This is a genomic window from Cupriavidus sp. 05L411 (genome assembly GCF_056398045.1).
The window spans coordinates 72,883-91,547 of record NZ_JBFTOQ010000024.1 but is presented as its reverse complement, the minus strand read 5'-3'; the positions used below and the strand labels follow the sequence as shown (position 1 = coordinate 91,547).

The following is an 18,665-nucleotide window of genomic DNA, read 5'->3' as shown; positions in this document are numbered from 1 at the left end:
TGGCTTCAGATAGCCGACGACGCCGCTTCGGATTCTTCGTCGAGATCGGCGTAGATCTGGTCAGCCTCGACGATGACCTTGTACGTGCGCAGGTCGACGGTGCACGGGAACCCGACGGCCTGTCCGGTCGGGATATGAAACTGGCCGTCGTGGACCGGGCAGGCGATCAGGTCGCCATCCACGATCTCGCCTTCGGACAGGGATGCCGTGGCATGCGTGCAAACATCGCTGGTGGCGAAGTACTCGCCGTCGATGTTGTAGACAGCCAGCGGGCAGCCCGATGTCTCGACCTTGCACACCTGGCCCGGCGCCAGCGCTTCACGCTGGATCAGGAAAACTTTATTGCTCATCGCTGTCATTCCTTCTTGCCCGGCGCAAGCGCCGGATATTGCGTCACTGCAGGTGCAGCTGGACAAATCCCAGGCCTGTCACCCATTCCGGGACGGCTTCGTAGGCGATGGTCTCGCCGCGCGCGCCTTCCAGCGCGCCCATTGCGCAGGCCCAGTTCCGAATCTCCATGCCGCCGTTGCCGCCGTTGGCGAGGATGTACTCGTCGCTGAGCGCAGCAAGCGCCTGCAGGTCGTTGCGTTCGGCATAAGCCAGGATCTCGCGATCGAACACCTCGTTGACCCGGCCCATCTCCGCCGTGCCGACCCAGTGGCTGATGCCGCCGCTGCCGATCACCACAACCCGTTCATCCTCCGGATAGGCGCTGACCGCATCGCGGATCTGGCGGCCGACCTGGATGGCGCGCGCCATCCGGATATAAGGGTCGACGCCGGCGGCGAGGTACACCGGGATGGTGCCGACGGCGTGGCCCGCTTCCCGCATCGGCTGCACCATCAGCTGGTTCGGAATGCCGATGGCGTGATCCACCGTCAACGCGCGCGCCACCGCCCAGTCGAACCCGTTCGCATGGCCTTCGGCAGCGATATGCGCCGCCAGCGCTTCGCTGTTCGGTATCACGCCGCGCTTGAGGCCCGGCATGGCGTCGAGCGGGCCATCGACATCGCCCGTGCCGATCAGGTAGCTGGGCAGGCAACCCGTGCCAAACAGCATGTAGTGGTCCGCGCCCACGATCACCACGCTGGTGGGCGCCAGCCCGGCCAGCCGCGCCGCGCAAGTCTTGAAGGCGTTCCACATGCGCTCGCGCACCGCGGGTGCCGGCGCCTCGGGCGCGACGAACATCACCGGGTCATGGGGCACCAGGAAGCCACCTACGATCTTTCCCATCTTTGTTCCTGTTCCTGTTCCTAGCGCTTCAAGGCGGCGCTGTGCAACGTCTCGGCCGAGCCGACYGGACGCAGCTTCTTCATGTAGGCGCGCATGTCGCGCTCCGGGGACAGCTCCTGCCAGAAGCCCATGGTCAGCATCGGGTTGACACCCGCTTGCTGCAGGCCAAGCACATCGAACTGCATCAACATGGCCCGCTGGGCCTCGCTGAAGGCAAAGCGCCGCAGGTAGGCATCGGCATCGTCGCGAAAGCGCTGCTTGGCCGAGCGATCCACCGTGAGCTGGTGAAGGACCTTTTCGAGGACGTTGCGGCTCATGGTCTTATGCGCAGAAGTTGCCGACCAGGTTCAGGAAATCGGCGCGCCGCTCGGTCTGGACCCAGTGCCCGCATTGCCCGAACAGGTGCAGGTCCGCCTGCGGGATCGTGCTTGCCAGCAACTGGCCGCATGCCGGCGGCACCACGCGGTCTTCGCGTCCGTGCAACACCAGCGTAGGCGCCTCGATCTTGGCGATGGCAGCTGGCGGGAAGCCCTTGACGAGGGTCGGGCCTTGCGCATTCGGCTTGGGCAGCAGCTTGCGCAACGCATCCTGCGCGCCGGGACGGGCGCTGGCCTCGTAGCGGGACTGCACCATCTCCGGGGTGATGATCGACTGGTCGAAAGGGAACAGGCGCATTGTCCTTTCCATGTTCTCCGGCGACGGTTCGTACTCCCACGCCGAGCGCAGGCCCGGCGTCTGCTCGAACTCCCCTGCCGGCGTGCCCAGCAGCACCAGGCGCTCGACGCGCTTCGGATCGAACACGGCCAGGCCCACGGAGAGCGCACCGCCAAAGGAGTTGCCGACAAACGAAGCCTTCTCGATATCCAGTGCGTCCATGATGCCGGCCAGATGCCGCACCCACAGCTTGATGTCGTACTTCGTGCCTTCCTTGAATTCGGTAAAGCCGAAGCCGGCGATGTCCGGAACGATGACGCGGAAGGTCTTGGCAAGTTCGCCCATTACGCCCTTCCAGTTCGACCAGCCGGACACGCCCGGCCCCGATCCATGCAGCAGGAACAGCGGCTTGCCCGTGCCCTGGTCAAAGTAGTTGGTTTGGTGTTCCGCGGCGGTCAAGGTCAAGCCGACGCCTTCATGCTGACTCATCTCAATTTCTCCATACACATACGTATGTGTATGGTAGGAATGGAAATGCATCCGGTCAAGCGAGGATTTCGGCGGATTCATCGGTGTTTACCCCCGGATATGCCGAGAACCTAACCGTACATATGTGTATTGAAGGAGGGAAGTACAATCCTCTCCATACTTATTGGAGGCACTATGCCCAAAGGCACGGGGACAAGTTCCGCAGCCCCTCGCAACCAACTTACGCCGGAAGACTGGATCATGGCTGCCCGCAATCTGCTGGTCAGCCGCAGCGTAGACGCAGTGCGTGTCGAAGTGCTGGCCAAGGAACTGGAAGTCACGCGCGGCAGCTTCTACTGGCACTTCAAGGATCGTGAAGACCTGCTGCAGCGCATGCTGACCGCATGGCGCGATGAGGCCACCGAGCAGATCATCTACCGCTTCGAGCGCCGCGGCCTGCCGCCCCGGGAGCTGGTCCGGGATCTGCTCACATTGCCGTTCCGGGGTACCGCCGCGCAAGAAGCGGCGTCAACGGAGCTTGCCATCCGCGCCTGGGCCCGCCGGGAAGAGCGGGTGCGCCAGGTGCTCGACGAGGTGGATGCCAAGCGCCTGTCCTATATCTCGCAGTGCTTCAGCGCACTCGGGTTCGACATCCCCGAGGCGCGCGCCAGGGCGTTCGCACTATACAGTTATGAATTGTCGGAGTCCCTCCTTTCCCACCAGGGCACCGCGGCGCAGAAGGAAGAGCGCAGGGCCTGCATCGAGCGCCTGCTGCTGGCGCCTTGAATGGCAAAAAGGGGCACGACTGTGCCCCCCCGACTGTGCCCCCCCTAACCGCGATCCGACGCTGCCCCGAGCCGCTGCCGCGTAATTGCCGCCGCGCAGTACTGCCCGCCGTTAAACCAGCCCGTAGCGCTGCAGCGTATCCCCCAGCCCGAGCAGCTCGACCATCGTCTTGCCCTTCTCCAGCTCTTCGCGAATCTTCGCTTCCTTCAGTTCGCGGTCGGCGCTCCTGGCAATCACGCTGCCTACCTCGTTCGCGTCGACCACCACCAGGCCGTCGCGGTCGCCCACGATGATGTCGCCGGGATTCACCACCACGCCGCCAAGGCTCACCGGCACGTTTACGCGGCCTGGCTGATGCTTGTTGGTGCCTTTGATCGACAGCCCCCGGCAGAATACCGGGAAACCCATCTCGATGATGGCGTTGCCGTCGCGTACCGAACCGTTGACCACAAGCCCGGCCAGGCCGAGCTTCTGCGCGGCGAGCGTCAGCAGGTCGCCCCATGGGCCGGCTTCGAGAAAGCCCTTGGCATCGACCACCAGCACGTCGCCCGGCTTGGTCTTGGTCAGCGCGTAGTGAATCATCAGGTTGTCGCTGGGACGCAGGTCCACCGTCACTGCCGGCCCGGCCATGCGCAAGGTGGGGTCCAGCGGCTTGAGGCCAACGTCGACCGCGCCCTTCTGCCCTTGCGCCTCGTGGATCGTGGCCGCGCCGAGCGCCTTCAGGCGCGTGATCTGTTCCGGGGAGATGGTCATGGCTTTCCTTTCGTTTCCTTTGGTGTCTTGAAGTAGAGGGGCTCTTGCGGCCGCCTGTTTGCCCGCTCGCGCCTGCAGCGCGCTTGCGATCCCCGAATAATACAAAAAAAGTACAATTAAAGGCAAGGAAAGGATTGAACAAGAAAAATACAGCCAAAAAAAGCGGAATTCCTTCCGCATGCAGCAAAAACGAATACAAATCGAATACACAAAGCGAAGACGTGCCTCAATCGCCTCACCAAGACAATGGCTATTCCTGCCCGCCTCCCCCAGGGGCGTTTCCGGCACCGACATGCGGTCTGATACGATTGCCGCCGCGCATGGTGTGCTCGCTTGCGCGCAAATTGCATCCCAGTCGCGCCGAGGACATCGCGCGCCGCCCGGCATGGGCACGCCCCGGAAAGAACAAAGCCAGCTATGAAAAAAGGAAGCGAACAGACCTACGAGCAGCTGAAAAAGCGCATCGTGGCAGGTCACTACACGGCGGGCACGCAGCTGAAGGAAGAACACATCGCCGAGGAAATGGGCGTCAGCAGGACGCCCGTGCGGGCCGCCCTCAAACGCCTGATCGACGACGGGCTGGCCGTGGCGCAGACCGGCCGCGGCGTGTTTGTCGCGGGCTGGACGCGTTGGGACATCGAGGAGATGTTCAGCCTGCGCTCGCTGCTGGAGCCGTACGCGGCCAGGCTTGCCGCCGAGCGGGCGGATGCGCAGACCATCACCGCGCTCAAGGCTTGCAACGCGCGCATGGCGGCCGTGATCGAAGCCGGCGCCAAAGGGGATGACGCCATTGCGGAAATACAGGCGGCGAACAGCGCCTTCCACCGCCTGCTGCTGGAGGCATCCGGCTCCAACCGCCTGAAGTCCATGCTGGAGACGATGATCGACATGCCAGTCATCGTCCGCTCGTTCTTCCTCTATGAACTCGATGACCTCAGGCGCAGCCTGCATCATCACCAGGACATCGTGCTGGCGATGGAGCTGCACAACGGCGAGCTGGCCGCGCAGCTTATGTCGGTCCACCTCCATATCTCCAACCAGCGCTTCATGAGCCGCCGCCTGAACTCGGCGCCGGCGGGGTTGCAGCACGATGCCGACGCCGGCGACGAAGCCGCCGACAAAACAAATTGAGTACAAATCCAGCTCGGCCCTGCGAAAAGAGTCGCAAACTTGGCCGGAAACTTAGAGGTATACCCGCAGGTTAGTCATTTCAGATTGTTGCGACTGTTTTTTTTATGTACTCTTGGCCGAAATCAGCCAGGAGATAGTCTTGAACATCGCAATCATTGGCCTGGGGGAAGTCGGCCGTTGCTACGCCACCGCCCTGGCAAGCCTGCCGGGCGTGCAGCTCCACCTCTGCGACACCTGCCTCTCCCCCGCGGGCAAGGAACTCGCCACCGCCCGGGGCCTTCCCGTCCATGCGGAAATCGGCCCCTGGCTCGCCTCGGCCGACTGGGTCTTGTCCTGCGTATTCGGATCGGCTGCGCTGGCCGTCGCGGGGAACTGCCATGCGCACATGAAAGCAGGCGCAAGCTACGCGGACCTGACGACCGCCAGCCCCGAGGACAAACGCAGGGCCGCCGCCGCGGCATCCGCAGCCGGGCTCGCGTATGTCGACGTGGCCGTGATGGGCGCCATCTCGCTGTCGCTGCATCGCACCCCGCTGCTGTGCGCCGGCGCATCCGCCGCCGAATTCTGCAAGCTGGTCAACGCGGCCGGCGGCAAGGCTGAAGCCGTCGAAGGCGGCGTAGCCGGTGATGCGATCTCGCTGAAGATCCTGCGCAGCGTCTTCACCAAGGGCATGGAAGCCCTGTCCGTGGAGCTGCTGATGGCCGCCGAGAAGCAAGGCGTGCGCGACAAGCTCTATGGCGTGCTGCGCGACATCGATGAAGCACCGCTGGCCGGCTTTATCGACATGCTGGTCCGCACCCACACCATCCACGCCAGGCGCCGCACGCACGAGGTACTGGAAGCGCAAAAGGAACTCGCACGCGCCGGGCTTCCCTCACTGGTCCTGCCCGGTGTCGAAGCGCGCTTCAAGGCCACGGCCGCGGCGCTGGATGCGCATCCCATCCAGGACAACCCCACGATCCAGGACGCGCTTGGCTGGCTGCTGTCCAACCAGCCATAGCCAGCCTCCTCGCTGCGCCCGAATCCGCTTTCAAAATAAAAAGGAGACACCATGCACAAACTCGCCCATGCATTGCTGGCGGCAGCCATTGTTTTGCCCACCATCGCGGCCACGCCCGCGCTGGCCTCGGACACCTATCCCGGCAAGCCGATCCGGATGATCGTGGGCTTCCCGCCCGGGGGCTCGGCCGACATCAACGCGCGCATCGTCGCGCAGGGCCTCGGCAAGCAGCTGTCCACGTCCGTCGTGCCGGACAACAAGCCCGGCGCCGGCGGCAACATCGCGGCAACGGAGGCCAAGCGCGCCACGGCCGATGGCTACACCATCTTCTACAGCACCTCCGCCGTGGTGCTGGCCCCGGCGCTATACCAGAACGTGCAATTCGATACGTTCGCGGATTTCGTGCCGGTCTCGCTCACCGCCATCGTGCCGCTGGTCCTGGTCACCACGCCAGGCCTGCCGGTGAAGAACGTGCATGAACTGGTGGCCTACGCCAAGGCAAACCCCGGCAAGCTGAACTACGCGTCATCCGGTGCTGGCGCGTTGCTCCATCTCGGCGGCGCGCTCTTTGCCAAGGAAACTGGCATCCAGGTGACCCATGTCGCCTACAAGGGCAGCGCGCCGGCGATCACCGATCTGATCGCGGGCTCGACGCAGTTCATGTTCCTGCCGCTGAGCGACGCCCAGCCGCTGATCAAGGGCGGCAAGCTGAAAGCCCTGGCCATCACCAGCGCCAAGCGCTCGACGCTGCTGCCGGAGATCCCGACGATCAAGGAAGCGAGCGGCATGAGCTCGCTGGAAATGGGCGCGTGGCAGGGCATCCTGGTGCCAAAAGGAACGCCGGAGCCCATCGTCAAGCAACTGCGGGAGGCGACCGACAGGACATTGAAAGATGAGGCGGTGCGCGCCAAGCTGATCGCCCAGGGATCCGACATCCTCGGCGGCACGCCCCAGCAATACACGGCCTACATGAAGAGCGAGGCCACGCGCTGGGGCCAGATCATCAAGGAGTCTGGCGCCAAGGTGGAATAGGCCTGCCGGGCGGGGATCCGGTCAGGGCACACCGGCCTGCCGCAGATGCTCCCCGAGAAGCCGCGCGGCGATGGATAAGGGCACGCCCGAGCGCGTTGCCAGCAGAAGCCGCCGGCTGGCCCAAGCGTCCGACAAGCCGACCATATGCAACCCCAGCGCCTTGGCCTGGGCGCGGCACACGGCTTGCGGCAGGACGCCAACGCCAAGGTCGGCCGCAATCATCTGGCACATCGCGTCGAAGCTGCGGACCTGGATGCGAAGCCGAAGCGGCCGCCCGGCCTGCTCCGCCGCGCGCGAGGTCAGCTCCAGCAACGCACTGCCGCGATTGAGCCCGACCATGTCGTACTCCAGGCAGCTCGCAAAATCGACGCGCCGCTTGCGCGCAAGGGGATGGCGGCGCGAGCACAGCAGCACCAGCGTGTCGGTCTGGAAATCGCTGATGTCCAGGCCATCCGTGGGCGTGCCTTCCGAGAACACGCCGACATCCGCCAGGCCGTCCACCAGCACGCGGGCGATATCGCCGCTGAGTTGTTCCTCGACTTCGACATGAACCCCCGCATGCTGCGCCAGGAAGGTGGCAAGCCTGGCGGGCAGGAACTCCGTCAGGGCGGACATATTGGCCCACAGCCGCACATGGCCCAGCAAGCCGCGTGAATGGTCCTGCAGCTCCGCGCTGAAGCGCTCGAAACCCTGGAACAGGCGCATGGCATGCTGCATGGCCATATGGCCCACGGGCGTGAGCGTCACCCCCTTGGACGTGCGCTCCAGCAACTGGAAGCCCGTGGTTTCCTCGAAATCCGACAAGCGCCGGCTGGCCGCCGACAAGGCCAGGTGGCAGGCGGCCGCGCCTTGCGTGATGCTGCCGGTCTGCACGACCGCGCAGAACAAGCGCAGCGTCACGAAATCTACTCGGGCGGGATTGAGGGGCCAGGTCATTGGCGCATTCTAGCGCGGGTCCTTCGCGTTTTGCGAAGCCGGATTGTGGAGATCGCAATTCCGCCGACGGCACCGCGCCCATAGAGTGGCGGGGACGGCCCGACCCATGACGGCGGCACCACGGCTTGGCAAACACAACCCGGATCAAGCCGCCGGTGGATGGCCGGCGCGTCATCCGCAACCCGCAAAAGGAGCGCAAGCATGCATCACGGCCAAGGCATCCGCCTGGAGTTCAATGAAGTGGCGACCCGCGACGGTTTCCAGATGGAGTGCGATTTCATCGAGACGGATGACAAGGTCGCCCTGCTCGATGCGCTGAGCGGCCTGGGCTTCGCCAAGATCGAAGTCACGTCGTTCACGTCGCCCAAGGCCATTCCGGCGCTCAAGGATGCCGAGGCGGTCATGCACCGTATCCGGCGCGCGCCCGGCGTGGTGTACACCGCGCTGGTGCCGAACGTGCGCGGCGCAGAGCGCGCGCTGGAGTCCGCCACCGAGGAGTTCAACCTCGTCATGTCGGTGAGCGCGACCCACAACCTGGTCAACCTGCGCATGACGCAAGAGCAATCGTTGAGCCAGTTGCAGGACGTGATCGCGCTCGGCATGCAACGCGGCGTGCGGGTGAACGTCTCGCTGTCCTGCGTATTCGGCTGCCCGATGGAAGGCGACATCGCGGCCGAAGCTGTCCTTGGATGGGTCGCCCGCTTTGCCGGGCTGGGCGTGCACGGCATCACGCTGTGCGACACCACCGGCATGGCATACCCCAACCAGGTGCAGGCCCTGTGCGAGGCCGTGCAGGCACGCTTTCCCAGGCTCGAATTCACAGCCCATTTCCACAACACGCGCGGCATGGGGCTGGTCAATGCGGTGGCCGCCGTACAAGCCGGCATCCGCCGCTTCGACACGTCGCTTGGCGGCATCGGCGGCTGCCCCTACGCGCCCGGCGCCACCGGCAACGTCGCCACCGAGGACATGGTGCATCTGTTCGACTGCATGGGCTATGACACCGGCATGGACCTGCCCGGCTTGCTCGACGCGGCCGCCACCCTGCGCCGGCTCCTCAAGCACGACCTGCCCGCGCAGGTTTCGCAGGCTGGCCCGCGCCTGACGCGGCACGCCCCGCCGGCGGATTTCGAGGACATTCGCCAGCGTGCGCTGGCACGCTGAAGCCACGCCGGATATTGACGTCCCGCCCGGCCTGCAGCGCCCGGCAACGCGCGTGCACTTCCTTGCCCTCAACACCACGACCGCCACCGCGACCGCTGATGGTGGGTCGTGTGGTCGGAACATGAGAACCATCGAGAAGTGCATCGCGAGAGTCGAGGAGAACGCGCCTTGTCCGACGGTGTCATCGCTTGCCGGGGCGCGGTGAGATTCTCTTCTCCGTATGCAACTTGTCCTTATGGATCACGGGAACTTTAGTCGCGGATGCCATGGTGACCGGAGCCCCCGGAGGACAAGATAAGGAGTTGGCCGTTGCGACCAACTCCTTTCTCAAGGACTGAAGCGCCTTGATATGGGCATCGATTTGTCCGATCTTGGCGCTCAAGCGTTGCTCTATCTCGGCCCGGCCAAACCTGCCGTCAATCAATTGCGGGATGATTTCCCGAATCTCGGCAAGCGAGAACCCGAGCGTTTGCGCGCTACGGATGAATTGAATGCGCCGAACGGCCTGGGTGTCGTATGAACGATAGCCATTGCCCAGCCGAGCGGGCGGCGCCAACAGTCCCACCTTTTCGTAGTGACGCAGGGTATCTGTAGTCGTGCCAACTGCCTTCGCCAACTCGCTGATGTTCACCTGTGGCCCCCGTCAAACGCGACGTCCCTGATTTGTCTTGACCTTGGAGTCTACACCAAGGTTTAAGGTGCGCGTGGGATGCACTCCACAGGATCCCGGAACCATCGACAAAGGTGACGCCATGTTTCGTATGCTTGTTCTTCTACTGCTGTCTGCTATTGCCATGCCTGCTATCGCCGACAATGGCTCGGCACCAGGCAGCCCATCGACTTCGGGCCAATCCAAGGTAGCTTTTGCGATCATCAGAACCGCGGAGCTATCCGTTACCGAGGCCTTGGTCTACTCCGGCGGGAGCTTCACGCGCAAGGTGAGCAATAACTTCTCCGCGTTCCTGGTGAAACACGGCACTGACACGCTGCTGTTTGACGCTGGGCTGGGCTCGAAGGTGGCCGATCAATATCGGCAAGATATGCCTTGGTGGCAAAGCCTGTTTTTCAAGTACGAGAATCCGGTGGCTCCGGTGATCGACCAGCTATTGCGCGCCGGCATGGAACCCGTTCAAACGATTATCCTGAGCCACAGTCACTGGGATCATGCCAGCGGCATTAGCGACTTCCCGAATGCCACGGTGCTGGTACATCCCGCGGAGCTGTCGATGATCAGGCGCCCTACCGCTGGCGTCGGCGGCAGCTGGCCCTCGCAAGTCGGCGCGCAATCGATCAAATGGAAAAGCTTGGCATTCGAACCGGTGTCATACAAAGGGTTCGCGAACAGCCTGGATCTCTATGGAGACGGCACGGTCGTGCTCGTTCCTCTTCTCGGCCATACCCCCGGTTCGATCGGCATGTTCATCTCTGTCGACTCCGGTGCACAGTACTTCCTCGTGGGCGATGCAGTCTGGAATGCGAAGGCATTGAAGCTTGGCAGCCCGAAGTTCTGGGCAGCACGTTGGTTGGTGGATGGCGACATTGAACAAACCCAGGATGCCGTGGATCAGATTCGCGCGCTGGCGGGCAGGCATCCGGATCTTGTCGTGGTTCCGGCGCACGATGGGCCGGTACAGACGTCACTGGGATACTTCCCAGCCTGGGTGGAATGAGGTGACGTTCAGGCCGGCGCCTTCCCCATTCCGTGCAGACTCTCCTGACGCCTGCATCAGGCGCTGCTGACCGATTCGATGGCCAACGCCAGCTTGGCCACCGCAGGCCCGATCTCCTCCTCGCTGACCCCGCCGTAGCCCAGCACCAGGCCGTTGCGCGAGCGCAGGGGATTGGCGTAGTAGGACGACAGAGGGCGCGCCACGATCCCGTTGGCCAGCGCGCAACGGGATACCAGGTGATCGTTGGCCCGGCGCAGCAGGACGGTGAGGTGCAGCCCGGTATCGGTGCCGACGATATCGATCTCGCCGTCCAGCCGGCGCTGCAATGCCTGCGTCAGGAGGGCCTGGCGCTCGCCATAGATCTTGCGCATGCGCCGGATATGGGCGGCTGCCCCTACGCGCCCGGCGCCACCGGCAACGTCGCCACCGAGGACATGGTGCATCTGTTCGACTGCATGGGCTATGACACCGGCATGGACCTGCCCGGCTTGCTCGACGCTGCCGCCACCCTGCGCCGGCTCCTCAAGCACGACCTGCCCGCGCAGGTTTCGCAGGCTGGCCCGCGCCTGACACGGCACGCCCCGCCGGCGGATTTCGAGGACATTCGCCAGCGTGCGCTGGCACGCTGAAGCCACGCCGGATATTGACGCCCCGCCCGGCATGCTGCATGATCCGCAAATGCACTTCCCGGCTCTCAACACCACGACCACTATCACTACCACGACCGCTGATGGCGGGCCGTGTGGTCGGACCATGAGCCAGGAATAGGCCGCTCAAGTCTTCACCCCAAGGCCCCGCCAGCGATGGACGGGGCCTTTTGGTTTCTCCGCCCGCGCCGGCATCACACGAGAAACACCATGCCAAGCAGTGCAAGCCCCGGGCGCTCCGCCCTCTTGATCATCGACATGCAGGTCGGCATGTTCAACGGCCCAGAGGCGCCCTATGAAGGGCAGCGCCTCCTCGCCACCATCAACACGCTCATCGCGAAAGCCCGCGAAGCGGGCGCGCCTGTCTTTGCCGTGCGCCACACCGGCCCGCTGGGATCTCCGCTGGAGCCCGGCAGCGCGCTGTCGCAACTGCTTCCTGAGCTTGCGGTGGATGCCGTGGCGGACACGGTGTTCGATAAAACCCGGCCCAGCTGCTTTGCCGGAACCGGGCTGGCCGGCTGGCTGGCGGATGCCGGCGTTGCCGAACTGGTCATTGCCGGCATGAAGACGGAGTACTGCGTCGACACGACTTGCCGTGCCGCCGCGGAGCTAGGCTTCAGGCCGGTGCTGGTCGCGGACGGACATACCTGCATGGACACGCCGGTGCTGCCGGCGCAGGCCATCATTGCGCATCACAACCGGACGTTGAGCGGGCCGTTCGTGAAACTGGTGAGCGCGGCGGACTGCCGGTTCGCACAACAATCAACACAACAATAGACACAGCGATCAACGCCGCGTCGCTAGCCTCGCAATGCGTTCGTTCGGTGTTCGTGGATGGCGACAAGGTCGTCGAGCGCTGTCCGAGGCGGCCCGCAGCGTCTTGACCCGGCACCCGCATCACGCCCCGCCGACCGACTCGATGGCCACCGCCAGCCTGGCCACCGCCGGGGCAATCTCCTCCTCGCTGACCCCGCCGTAGCCCAGCACCAGGCCGTTCTGCGAGCGCCGGGGATCCGCGTAGTAGGACGACAGCGGGCGGGCCACGATCCCGTGGGCAAGCGCGGCGCGCGATGCCCGGTGATCGTCCGCGCGGCGCAGCAGGACGGTCAGATGCAGCCCGGTATCGGTGCCGACGATATCGATCTCGCCGTCAAGCCGGCGCTGCAATGCCTGCGTGAGAAGCGCCTGGCGCTCGCCATAGATCTTGCGCATGCGCCGGATATGGGCGGCGTAGTGCCCGTCGGCGATAAACAGCGCCAGCGCGGTCTGGATCTGCAACTGCCCGCCGCGATACAACTCGGAGTGCGCTACGGCGAAGGCATCCACCAGTGACGGCGGCAAAATCAGGAAACCGAGCCGCAGGCCGGGGTACAGCACCTTGGAAAAGCTGCCCACATAGATGGTGTTGCGATGGGGATCGAGACCCTGCAACGACGGCTGGGGCGCACCGTGGTAGCGGAACTCGCTGTCGTAGTCGTCCTCGATGATCCAGGCGCCGTAGCGATGCGCCAGCTCCGTGAGCAAACGACGGCGTGCCAGGCTCATTACCACGCCGCTGGGGTATTGGTGCGACGGGGTGACGAAGATAAGCTTGGGCGCGGTCTGCGGCGCAACGGGGGGCTGCATGCCCTGTGCATCCACCGGCACCGCCTCAACCTTCAGGCCGGCGGCGCGAAACACGCTGCGCGCACCCCAATAGCCGGGGTCTTCCACCCACACCACGTCGCCCGGATCGGCAAGCAAGCGGGCGCACAGATCGATGGCCTGGTGGCTGCCCTGCGTCACCACGATCTGCTCGGGCGAGCAGTCGACGCCGCGTGCGAGCGCCAGGTATTGCGCCAGCGCGTGCTTGAGCGGCGGGCAACCGTGCCGTGTGCCATAGCCCAGTTGTTCCTGGCAGGCGGTTTTCCAGACCTGGGTGATCAGGCGCTGCCATGTCGCGCGCGGAAACTGCCTGACATCCGGAATGCCCAGCACGAACGAGCCCACCTGCCGGTCCGATGCGCCGGCGCCATCAAGCAGCTCGCGGGCTCTTGCGGACAGGCGCGACTCCTCGCGCGGCGGCGCGATCTCGCTCGCCTGGCTCAAGCCGAACACGCGCTCGCGCAGCGCGGGATCGGGCGGTGCCTTGCCGACGTAGGTGCCACTGCCGCCGTGTGTCAGCGTATAGCCCTCTTCGGTGAGGCGCTCATACGCATACAGGACTGTGTTGCGGGCAATGCTCAGGCCTTTGGCGACCTCGCGTGTCGGCGGCAGGCGCGTACCGGCCGACAACTGGCCAGCAAGGATCGCACCGCGGATGTCGTCGAACAACTGCCGGTTCAAGGGGAGGCCCGATCGGTCGGGTTGCGCCCAGTGACTGCGCCCGAGAAGCCAGTCGATCAGTGGCGTCTCTTTCAAAGTCTTCGCTCCCTCTGCTCATTGAGCCCCGACTCGTGGCTACTGACATCATGACGTGTTCGGCACTTTGTAACGTACGCTACAAAAAACCTGAGGGCTGAGCCGGGTGCTTCACTGACAAACAATACACGCCGCGTCCGTCTGGAGAAACTGAGGGTTTCTACGCGGTTTTTGCCGAGCTACCCAAATGATATTCTCCGATTTGTTTCACGTTCTGTAATGTTCATTACGTCATACTGCCGCACCGCATAGTGACCGGGCAGTCCCTTTTCGGAGAGCGGCTTGGCCAGGTTATCAATCAGGGAAATGCTGGCAGACCAGGCCGCCGGCTTCACCACGTCGGAGCTGAAGGTAGTGGAAACGCTGCTCGCCAGCTACCCAAGTGCCGCGCTGACCTCCATCTCGAACCTCGCGGGGCAAGCCGGGGTCAGCGATCCGACGGTGTACCGGATGGTCGTGAAGCTGGGATTCGACGGCTACCCGTCATTTCAGCGAGCGCTCCTGGCGGAGGTCGACGAGGCAATGAATTCGCCGCTCTCGCGCCTCGGCGCGCTGGACGACGCAGCTCTCGGAGAAGACTTCCAGAAGGGTTCGCTGGCAAGCCTGGCGATGTCGGTCGAGCGCGTGGCGCAGCACGCTTCGCCGGAGGACTTCAACACCGCCGTCGAGTTGCTTGGCAACGCGCGGTCCGCCGTGTTCTGCACCGGCGGACGATCGAGCTTGTTCCTGGCCTCGCGGCTCGCGTCGCACCTGACGCATATCCGGCCCAAGGTCCGTCTCGTCGAGCCTGCCCTGGAGCGGGCGAACGAGGTACTGGTCGACATCGGGCCTGACGATGCGCTGGTCGTTTTCGACTACCGCCGATATCAGAAAAGCGTCATCGACTTTGCCGCCGCGGCGCATCGCCAGGGCGCAAGAATCATCCTGTTTACCGACGAGTGGAAGTCGCCGATTGCCGGCTTCGCCACGGCCACGCTAAGCAGTTTTGTGCAGACCGGCTCGCCGTTCGATACCAAGGTACCCGCGCTGGCGCAATGCGAGACCTTGATTGCCGCGCTCATTGCCCGCTTTCCCGAGGAGGCAAAGCGCCGGCTCGAAGCCATCGAGGCCGTACGCAGCTCTGCCACCCCCGAGGGTGCAAGCATCGATTTCTAGAATGCCTTTCCTTTCAGGAGAATAATGAAATGGCCACTCAGCAGTTTTCATTGATGCGCCGGGGCAGCCCGCTGGCGTTGGCGCTCGCCCTGCTAAGCGCATGCTCGACGCAGACCGGGGTGTCCTCGGCGCCGGCGGCCACAACCGCTCCCTCGGCAACTGCCCTGCCCGCGGCACCGGAAGTCTCGTCCGGCTACCGGCCGGGCATGACGACCACCTACGCCGACAAGCACATGGCCGCGGCCGCCAATCCCCTGGCCACCGAAGCCGGCCGCAAGATCCTGCGCGCGGGCGGCACGGCCATCGATGCCGCCGTTGCCATGCAGGCTGTGCTGACGCTGGTTGAGCCGCAGGCTACCGGCATCGGCGGCGGCGCCTTCATCATGTACTGGGACGGCAAGCGCGTGCAGGCTTATGACGGCCGCGAGACCGCGCCCGCCGGCGCCGGCGAGAATCTCTTCATGCGCCCCGACGGCAAACCCATGAGCTTCAGCGAAGGGCAGATCGGCGGGCGCTCAGTGGGCACCCCCGGCGTGCTGCGCGCGCTGGAACTGGCGCACCGCCAGCATGGCAAGCTGCCCTGGGCCAAGCTGTTCGAGCCGGCCATCGCGCTGGCAGAGCAGGGTTTCCCGATTTCGCCGCGCCTTTATACGCAGATCGCCGCCGACAAGTTCCTCCCGGCCTCGCCCGAGATGGCAGCCTACTTCCTGACGCCGGATGGCAAGCCCAGGCCGGTCGGCACCATGCTGAAGAATCCGGCGCTGGCCAAGACGCTGCGCGAGATCGCGCACCGCGGGCCAAACGTGCTCTATACCGGCCCGATTGCCAGTGAGATCGTCAAGCAGGTCAACGGCAGCGCCAACCCGGGCTCGCTCTCGCTGGCTGACCTGAAGGACTACCGCGCCAAGGAGCGCGCGCCCATTTGCAACGACTACAAGCGCTGGAAGATCTGCGGCATGCCGCCGCCTTCGTCAGGTGGCATCGCGATCGCGCAGATGCTCGGCTCCTTGCAAGCGCTGGAAGCCAGGAACCCGAAATACGCGCTCGCCGCGCTCAAGCCGAAACAGGTCGCAACGCCTGCCGGTGTCGAGCCGGGCATCGACGCCGTGCACGCCATTGCCGAGGCCGGGCGCCTGGCCTATGCGGACCGCGGCCTCTACGTAGCGGACTCGGATTTCGTGCCCGTCAATGTGGCGGGGCTGCTGAGCCGTGACTATCTGGCAAGCCGCGCCAGCCTGATCGGCGAGGAAAGCATGGACAAGGCGGAGGCCGGCGTGCCACCTGGCGCCACAGTCGCGCTGGCGCCGGACCGCTCGCCGCCGCGCGTGTCCACGTCGCAGATCGTCGCGGTGGATGACGCGGGCGGCGCGATTTCCATGACCACCACCGTGGAGAGCTATTTCGGCTCGCACCTGATGGTGCGCGGTTTCGTGCTGAACAACCAGCTCACCGACTTCTCCTTCGTGCCAAGCGAGAACGGCAGGCCCGTCGCCAACCGAGTGCAGCCCGGCAAGCGCCCGCGCTCGTCGATGGCGCCCACGCTGGTGTTCGACCGCGACAGCGGCAAGCTGGTCGCAACCGTGGGTTCGCCCGGCGGCTCGCAGATCATCGAGTACGTGTCCAAGACGCTGGTGGGCCTGCTGGACTGGAACATGGACGTGCAGGCGGCCATCAACATGCCCAACTTCGGCAGCCGCAACGGGCCAACGGAACTGGAAGCCGGCCTGGTCAGCCCTGCCCTGGTGCAAGGCCTGAAAGACCGTGGGCATGAGGTCGCGCAGATCGAGATGACCAGCGGCACGCAGGCCATCATGCGCCGCCAGCGCCCCGATGGCACGTGGGCCTGGGCCGGCGGCGCCGACCCGCGCCGCGAAGGGGTGGCATTGGGGGATTGAGCACGGTTGCTCGATAGTGCTGGTACTGGTGCTGGTACTGGTGCTGGTGCTGGTGCTATCGGTGCTTTCGAAGCGCCGGGACTGCGTTGCCGTGCTCCCCTCTCCCCCTGAGGGGCGAGGGAGAGACAGCCGTCGTCATGGCGCGCGGCTTTGGCCCGCTCCGCGGCTTCGGCTGGTGCCGCAGGTTTGTCGGCAGCCTTCTTCGTTGCGACCTGCGAGCCGTTACTCGTAGGAGAAGAAGCTGCCGAGCTTGTCCATGCGATCGAGCGCCATGCCCGCGCCCCGCACCACGCAGGTCAGCGGGTCATCGGCCACCAGGACCGGCAGGCCGGTTTCCTCGGCCAGCAGGCGATCCAGGTCGCTCAGCAGCGCGCCGCCACCGGTGAGCATCATGCCGCGCTCGGCAATATCGGCGCCAAGCTCCGGCGGGGTCTGCTCCAGCGCGATCTTGACCGCCGACACGATCTGGTTAAGTGGTTCGGTCAGCGCCTCCAGGATTTCGTTGGACGATACCGTGAATGCGCGCGGGATGCCTTCGGACAGGTTGCGGCCCTTGACTTCCATTTCGCGGACTTCGGAACCCGGGAAAGCCGAGCCGATTGTCTTCTTGATGGCCTCGGCGGTCTGCTCGCCAATCAACATGCCGTAGTTGCGCCGGATGTAGTTGACGATGGCCTCGTCGAACCGGTCCCCGCCCACGCGGATGGAACCCTTGTAGACCATGCCGCCCAGCGAGATCACGCCAACCTCGGTGGTGCCGCCGCCGACATCCACCACCATCGAGCCAGACGGCTCCGACACCGGCAACCCCGCGCCAAGCGCGGCCGCCATGGGTTCCTCGATCAGGTAGACCTGGCTGGCACCGGCGGCCAGCGCGGATTCGCGGATGGCGCGGCGCTCGACCTGGGTCGAGCCGCACGGCACGCAGATGATCATGCGGGGTGACGGCCGCAGCAGCTTGGTGTCGTGCACCATCTTGATGAACTGCTTGAGCATCTGCTCGGTGACCCGGAAGTCGGCGATCACGCCGTCTTTCATCGGGCGGATGGCCTCGATGTTTCCAGGCACCTTGCCCAGCATCTGCTTGGCTTCCTTGCCCACCGCCTCGATGGTCTTCCTGGGATTGGGGCCGCCCTGCTGGCGAATCGCGACCACCGAGGGCTCATCGAGGACGATGCCCTTGTCACGCATGTAGATCAGGGTGTTGGCGGTGCCGAGGTCGATCGCGAGATCGTTGGAGAAGTAGCTACGGAGAAATCCAAACATCAGGAAACTTTCATCTGGTGGTTCGCAAGCATGCGAACCGGCGGGCGCCAGTTCTGGCGACAAGCAGGCTATGAATAGCGGCGCATGCAGGAAACCTTCATGCGCCGCGCGTCGMGCGGAGCGGCCTTCGGCGGTGGCCGGCGCTCCGTCACTTTGTATGCGCGGCAAAAACCCGGGGGCGGCCATAGCCGTCGTGTGGCTTAGTGGCGAAATCGGCCTCCGGGCAACCGCTGAATAGGCCACATATTTGAAACCGCGCCAGGATCACAAAAGGGCTGGCGAGCCTCAACCGGAACATCCTTGGCCTGATGAGTGGCGTGAGCCGTACTTGCGCCACTCCAGCGTGTGACCTGAGTGTTCACCGGGAACGAATGATACCTTGCGCAAAGGTCTTCCTGCTCAAAAACGGCGTCCGTCGGCCAGCGGCGCAAGCCGTGGCGTCAGGGACCGAACCGGGGGCCAGCCTCATCGTCAT

General features: G+C 64.8%; 20 protein-coding genes. 10 read left to right on the top strand and 10 right to left on the bottom strand.

The window, feature by feature from the left end; genetic code table 11:
• Positions 1-5: 5 nt before the first annotated feature.
• Genes AC1DQR_RS25220 through AC1DQR_RS25205 form a run of 4 tightly spaced genes read right to left on the bottom strand, consistent with a single transcriptional unit; the run spans position 6 to position 2,376 of the window.
• The gene (locus tag AC1DQR_RS25220) at positions 6-350 is read right to left on the bottom strand and encodes a non-heme iron oxygenase ferredoxin subunit (protein WP_416051952.1); all 345 of its coding nucleotides are present in this window, start codon (positions 348-350) and stop codon (positions 6-8) included.
• 43 nt (positions 351-393) lie between these two features.
• Positions 394-1,233, bottom strand: coding sequence for a DODA-type extradiol aromatic ring-opening family dioxygenase (locus AC1DQR_RS25215; RefSeq protein ID WP_174425341.1), 840 nt, complete (start codon positions 1,231-1,233; stop codon positions 394-396).
• 20 nt (positions 1,234-1,253) lie between these two features.
• The gene (locus AC1DQR_RS25210; RefSeq protein ID WP_477133998.1) at positions 1,254-1,550 is read right to left on the bottom strand and encodes a hypothetical protein; all 297 of its coding nucleotides are present in this window, start codon (positions 1,548-1,550) and stop codon (positions 1,254-1,256) included.
• 4 nt (positions 1,551-1,554) lie between these two features.
• Entirely contained in the window at positions 1,555-2,376 is an 822-nt protein-coding gene (locus AC1DQR_RS25205; RefSeq protein ID WP_416051951.1) for an alpha/beta fold hydrolase, read from the bottom strand.
• A gap of 240 nt (positions 2,377-2,616) precedes the next feature.
• Between AC1DQR_RS25205 and AC1DQR_RS25200 the strand changes: the two genes are divergently transcribed.
• Complete coding sequence (locus tag AC1DQR_RS25200) at positions 2,617-3,141, top strand: TetR/AcrR family transcriptional regulator (RefSeq protein ID WP_220810720.1); 525 nt, start codon at positions 2,617-2,619, stop codon at positions 3,139-3,141.
• Between the two features lie 111 nt (positions 3,142-3,252).
• Here AC1DQR_RS25200 and AC1DQR_RS25195 read toward each other — a convergent pair whose 3' ends face one another.
• Complete coding sequence (locus AC1DQR_RS25195; protein WP_416051950.1) at positions 3,253-3,894, bottom strand: 4-carboxy-4-hydroxy-2-oxoadipate aldolase/oxaloacetate decarboxylase; 642 nt, start codon at positions 3,892-3,894, stop codon at positions 3,253-3,255.
• Positions 3,895-4,311: 417 nt separating this feature from the next.
• On the opposite strand from AC1DQR_RS25195, the gene AC1DQR_RS25190 reads away from it, so the two are divergent.
• From AC1DQR_RS25190 to AC1DQR_RS25180, 3 genes are all read left to right on the top strand, one after another.
• Entirely contained in the window at positions 4,312-5,025 is a 714-nt protein-coding gene (locus tag AC1DQR_RS25190) for a GntR family transcriptional regulator (protein WP_477133997.1), read from the top strand.
• Positions 5,026-5,164: 139 nt separating this feature from the next.
• On the top strand, positions 5,165-6,025 hold the full coding sequence (locus tag AC1DQR_RS25185) for an NAD(P)-dependent oxidoreductase (RefSeq protein WP_416051949.1): 861 nt from the start codon (positions 5,165-5,167) through the stop codon (positions 6,023-6,025).
• A gap of 51 nt (positions 6,026-6,076) precedes the next feature.
• Positions 6,077-7,057, top strand: a complete 981-nt coding sequence (locus AC1DQR_RS25180; protein WP_416051948.1) for a Bug family tripartite tricarboxylate transporter substrate binding protein — start codon at positions 6,077-6,079, stop codon at positions 7,055-7,057.
• A gap of 21 nt (positions 7,058-7,078) precedes the next feature.
• Here the strand turns inward: AC1DQR_RS25180 and AC1DQR_RS25175 are convergent, their stop codons facing one another.
• The gene (locus tag AC1DQR_RS25175) at positions 7,079-7,993 is read right to left on the bottom strand and encodes a LysR family transcriptional regulator (RefSeq protein ID WP_477133996.1); all 915 of its coding nucleotides are present in this window, start codon (positions 7,991-7,993) and stop codon (positions 7,079-7,081) included.
• A gap of 201 nt (positions 7,994-8,194) precedes the next feature.
• Here AC1DQR_RS25175 and AC1DQR_RS25170 point away from each other — a divergent pair, with 201 nt between their 5' ends.
• A complete protein-coding gene (locus AC1DQR_RS25170; RefSeq protein ID WP_477133995.1) occupies positions 8,195-9,157 on the top strand; it encodes a hydroxymethylglutaryl-CoA lyase in 963 nt (320 codons plus the stop codon).
• Positions 9,158-9,338: 181 nt separating this feature from the next.
• On the opposite strand, the gene AC1DQR_RS25165 is transcribed toward AC1DQR_RS25170, so the two are convergent.
• Positions 9,339-9,788, bottom strand: coding sequence for a heavy metal-responsive transcriptional regulator (locus AC1DQR_RS25165; protein WP_416051946.1), 450 nt, complete (start codon positions 9,786-9,788; stop codon positions 9,339-9,341).
• Positions 9,789-9,909: 121 nt separating this feature from the next.
• Between AC1DQR_RS25165 and AC1DQR_RS25160 the strand changes: the two genes are divergently transcribed.
• Positions 9,910-10,827, top strand: coding sequence for an MBL fold metallo-hydrolase (locus AC1DQR_RS25160; protein ID WP_416051945.1), 918 nt, complete (start codon positions 9,910-9,912; stop codon positions 10,825-10,827).
• Between the two features lie 56 nt (positions 10,828-10,883).
• On the opposite strand, the gene AC1DQR_RS25155 is transcribed toward AC1DQR_RS25160, so the two are convergent.
• On the bottom strand, positions 10,884-11,198 hold the full coding sequence (locus AC1DQR_RS25155; protein ID WP_416051944.1) for an aminotransferase-like domain-containing protein: 315 nt from the start codon (positions 11,196-11,198) through the stop codon (positions 10,884-10,886).
• Between the two features lie 9 nt (positions 11,199-11,207).
• Between AC1DQR_RS25155 and AC1DQR_RS25150 the strand changes: the two genes are divergently transcribed.
• Positions 11,208-11,456, top strand: a complete 249-nt coding sequence (locus tag AC1DQR_RS25150) for a hypothetical protein (RefSeq protein WP_416051943.1) — start codon at positions 11,208-11,210, stop codon at positions 11,454-11,456.
• Positions 11,457-11,684: 228 nt separating this feature from the next.
• Positions 11,685-12,251 (top strand): cysteine hydrolase family protein, encoded by a 567-nt coding sequence (locus AC1DQR_RS25145; protein ID WP_416051942.1) that lies wholly within the window; start codon positions 11,685-11,687, stop codon positions 12,249-12,251.
• Between the two features lie 120 nt (positions 12,252-12,371).
• Here AC1DQR_RS25145 and pdxR read toward each other — a convergent pair whose 3' ends face one another.
• Entirely contained in the window at positions 12,372-13,874 is a 1,503-nt protein-coding gene (pdxR, locus tag AC1DQR_RS25140; RefSeq protein WP_416051941.1) for a MocR-like pyridoxine biosynthesis transcription factor PdxR, read from the bottom strand.
• A 306-nt stretch (positions 13,875-14,180) separates the two neighbouring features.
• Between pdxR and AC1DQR_RS25135 the strand changes: the two genes are divergently transcribed.
• Positions 14,181-15,029 carry a MurR/RpiR family transcriptional regulator gene (locus AC1DQR_RS25135; protein ID WP_477133994.1) on the top strand — a complete coding sequence of 283 codons (849 nt, stop codon included), beginning with the start codon at positions 14,181-14,183 and terminating at the stop codon, positions 15,027-15,029.
• Between the two features lie 29 nt (positions 15,030-15,058).
• Positions 15,059-16,924, top strand: coding sequence for a gamma-glutamyltransferase (gene ggt, locus AC1DQR_RS25130; protein WP_416051939.1), 1,866 nt, complete (start codon positions 15,059-15,061; stop codon positions 16,922-16,924).
• Between the two features lie 222 nt (positions 16,925-17,146).
• Here the strand turns inward: ggt and AC1DQR_RS25125 are convergent, their stop codons facing one another.
• Positions 17,147-18,190: a rod shape-determining protein gene (locus tag AC1DQR_RS25125; RefSeq protein ID WP_174425354.1), complete on the bottom strand. Its 1,044-nt coding sequence runs from the start codon at positions 18,188-18,190 to the stop codon at positions 17,147-17,149.
• Positions 18,191-18,665: the final 475 nt, after the last annotated feature.

Bases quoted from the DNA above. Each gene is read 5' to 3' on its own strand.
- AC1DQR_RS25175 (WP_477133996.1), bottom strand. From the start codon at position 7,993: ATGACCTGGCCCCTCAATCCCGCCCGAGTAGATTTCGTGACGCTGCGC.
- AC1DQR_RS25200 (WP_220810720.1), top strand. From the start codon at position 2,617: ATGGCTGCCCGCAATCTGCTGGTCAGCCGCAGCGTAGACGCAGTGCGT.
- AC1DQR_RS25170 (WP_477133995.1), top strand. From the start codon at position 8,195: ATGCATCACGGCCAAGGCATCCGCCTGGAGTTCAATGAAGTGGCGACC.
- AC1DQR_RS25150 (WP_416051943.1), top strand. From the start codon at position 11,208: ATGGGCGGCTGCCCCTACGCGCCCGGCGCCACCGGCAACGTCGCCACC.
- AC1DQR_RS25180 (WP_416051948.1), top strand. From the start codon at position 6,077: ATGCACAAACTCGCCCATGCATTGCTGGCGGCAGCCATTGTTTTGCCC.
- AC1DQR_RS25190 (WP_477133997.1), top strand. From the start codon at position 4,312: ATGAAAAAAGGAAGCGAACAGACCTACGAGCAGCTGAAAAAGCGCATC.
- AC1DQR_RS25215 (WP_174425341.1), bottom strand. From the start codon at position 1,233: ATGGGAAAGATCGTAGGTGGCTTCCTGGTGCCCCATGACCCGGTGATG.
- AC1DQR_RS25135 (WP_477133994.1), top strand. From the start codon at position 14,181: ATGCTGGCAGACCAGGCCGCCGGCTTCACCACGTCGGAGCTGAAGGTA.
- AC1DQR_RS25195 (WP_416051950.1), bottom strand. From the start codon at position 3,894: ATGACCATCTCCCCGGAACAGATCACGCGCCTGAAGGCGCTCGGCGCG.
- AC1DQR_RS25160 (WP_416051945.1), top strand. From the start codon at position 9,910: ATGTTTCGTATGCTTGTTCTTCTACTGCTGTCTGCTATTGCCATGCCT.
- AC1DQR_RS25220 (WP_416051952.1), bottom strand. From the start codon at position 350: ATGAGCAATAAAGTTTTCCTGATCCAGCGTGAAGCGCTGGCGCCGGGC.
- AC1DQR_RS25155 (WP_416051944.1), bottom strand. From the start codon at position 11,198: ATGCGCAAGATCTATGGCGAGCGCCAGGCCCTCCTGACGCAGGCATTG.
- ggt (WP_416051939.1), top strand. From the start codon at position 15,059: ATGGCCACTCAGCAGTTTTCATTGATGCGCCGGGGCAGCCCGCTGGCG.
- AC1DQR_RS25205 (WP_416051951.1), bottom strand. From the start codon at position 2,376: ATGAGTCAGCATGAAGGCGTCGGCTTGACCTTGACCGCCGCGGAACAC.
- AC1DQR_RS25145 (WP_416051942.1), top strand. From the start codon at position 11,685: ATGCCAAGCAGTGCAAGCCCCGGGCGCTCCGCCCTCTTGATCATCGAC.
- AC1DQR_RS25125 (WP_174425354.1), bottom strand. From the start codon at position 18,190: ATGTTTGGATTTCTCCGTAGCTACTTCTCCAACGATCTCGCGATCGAC.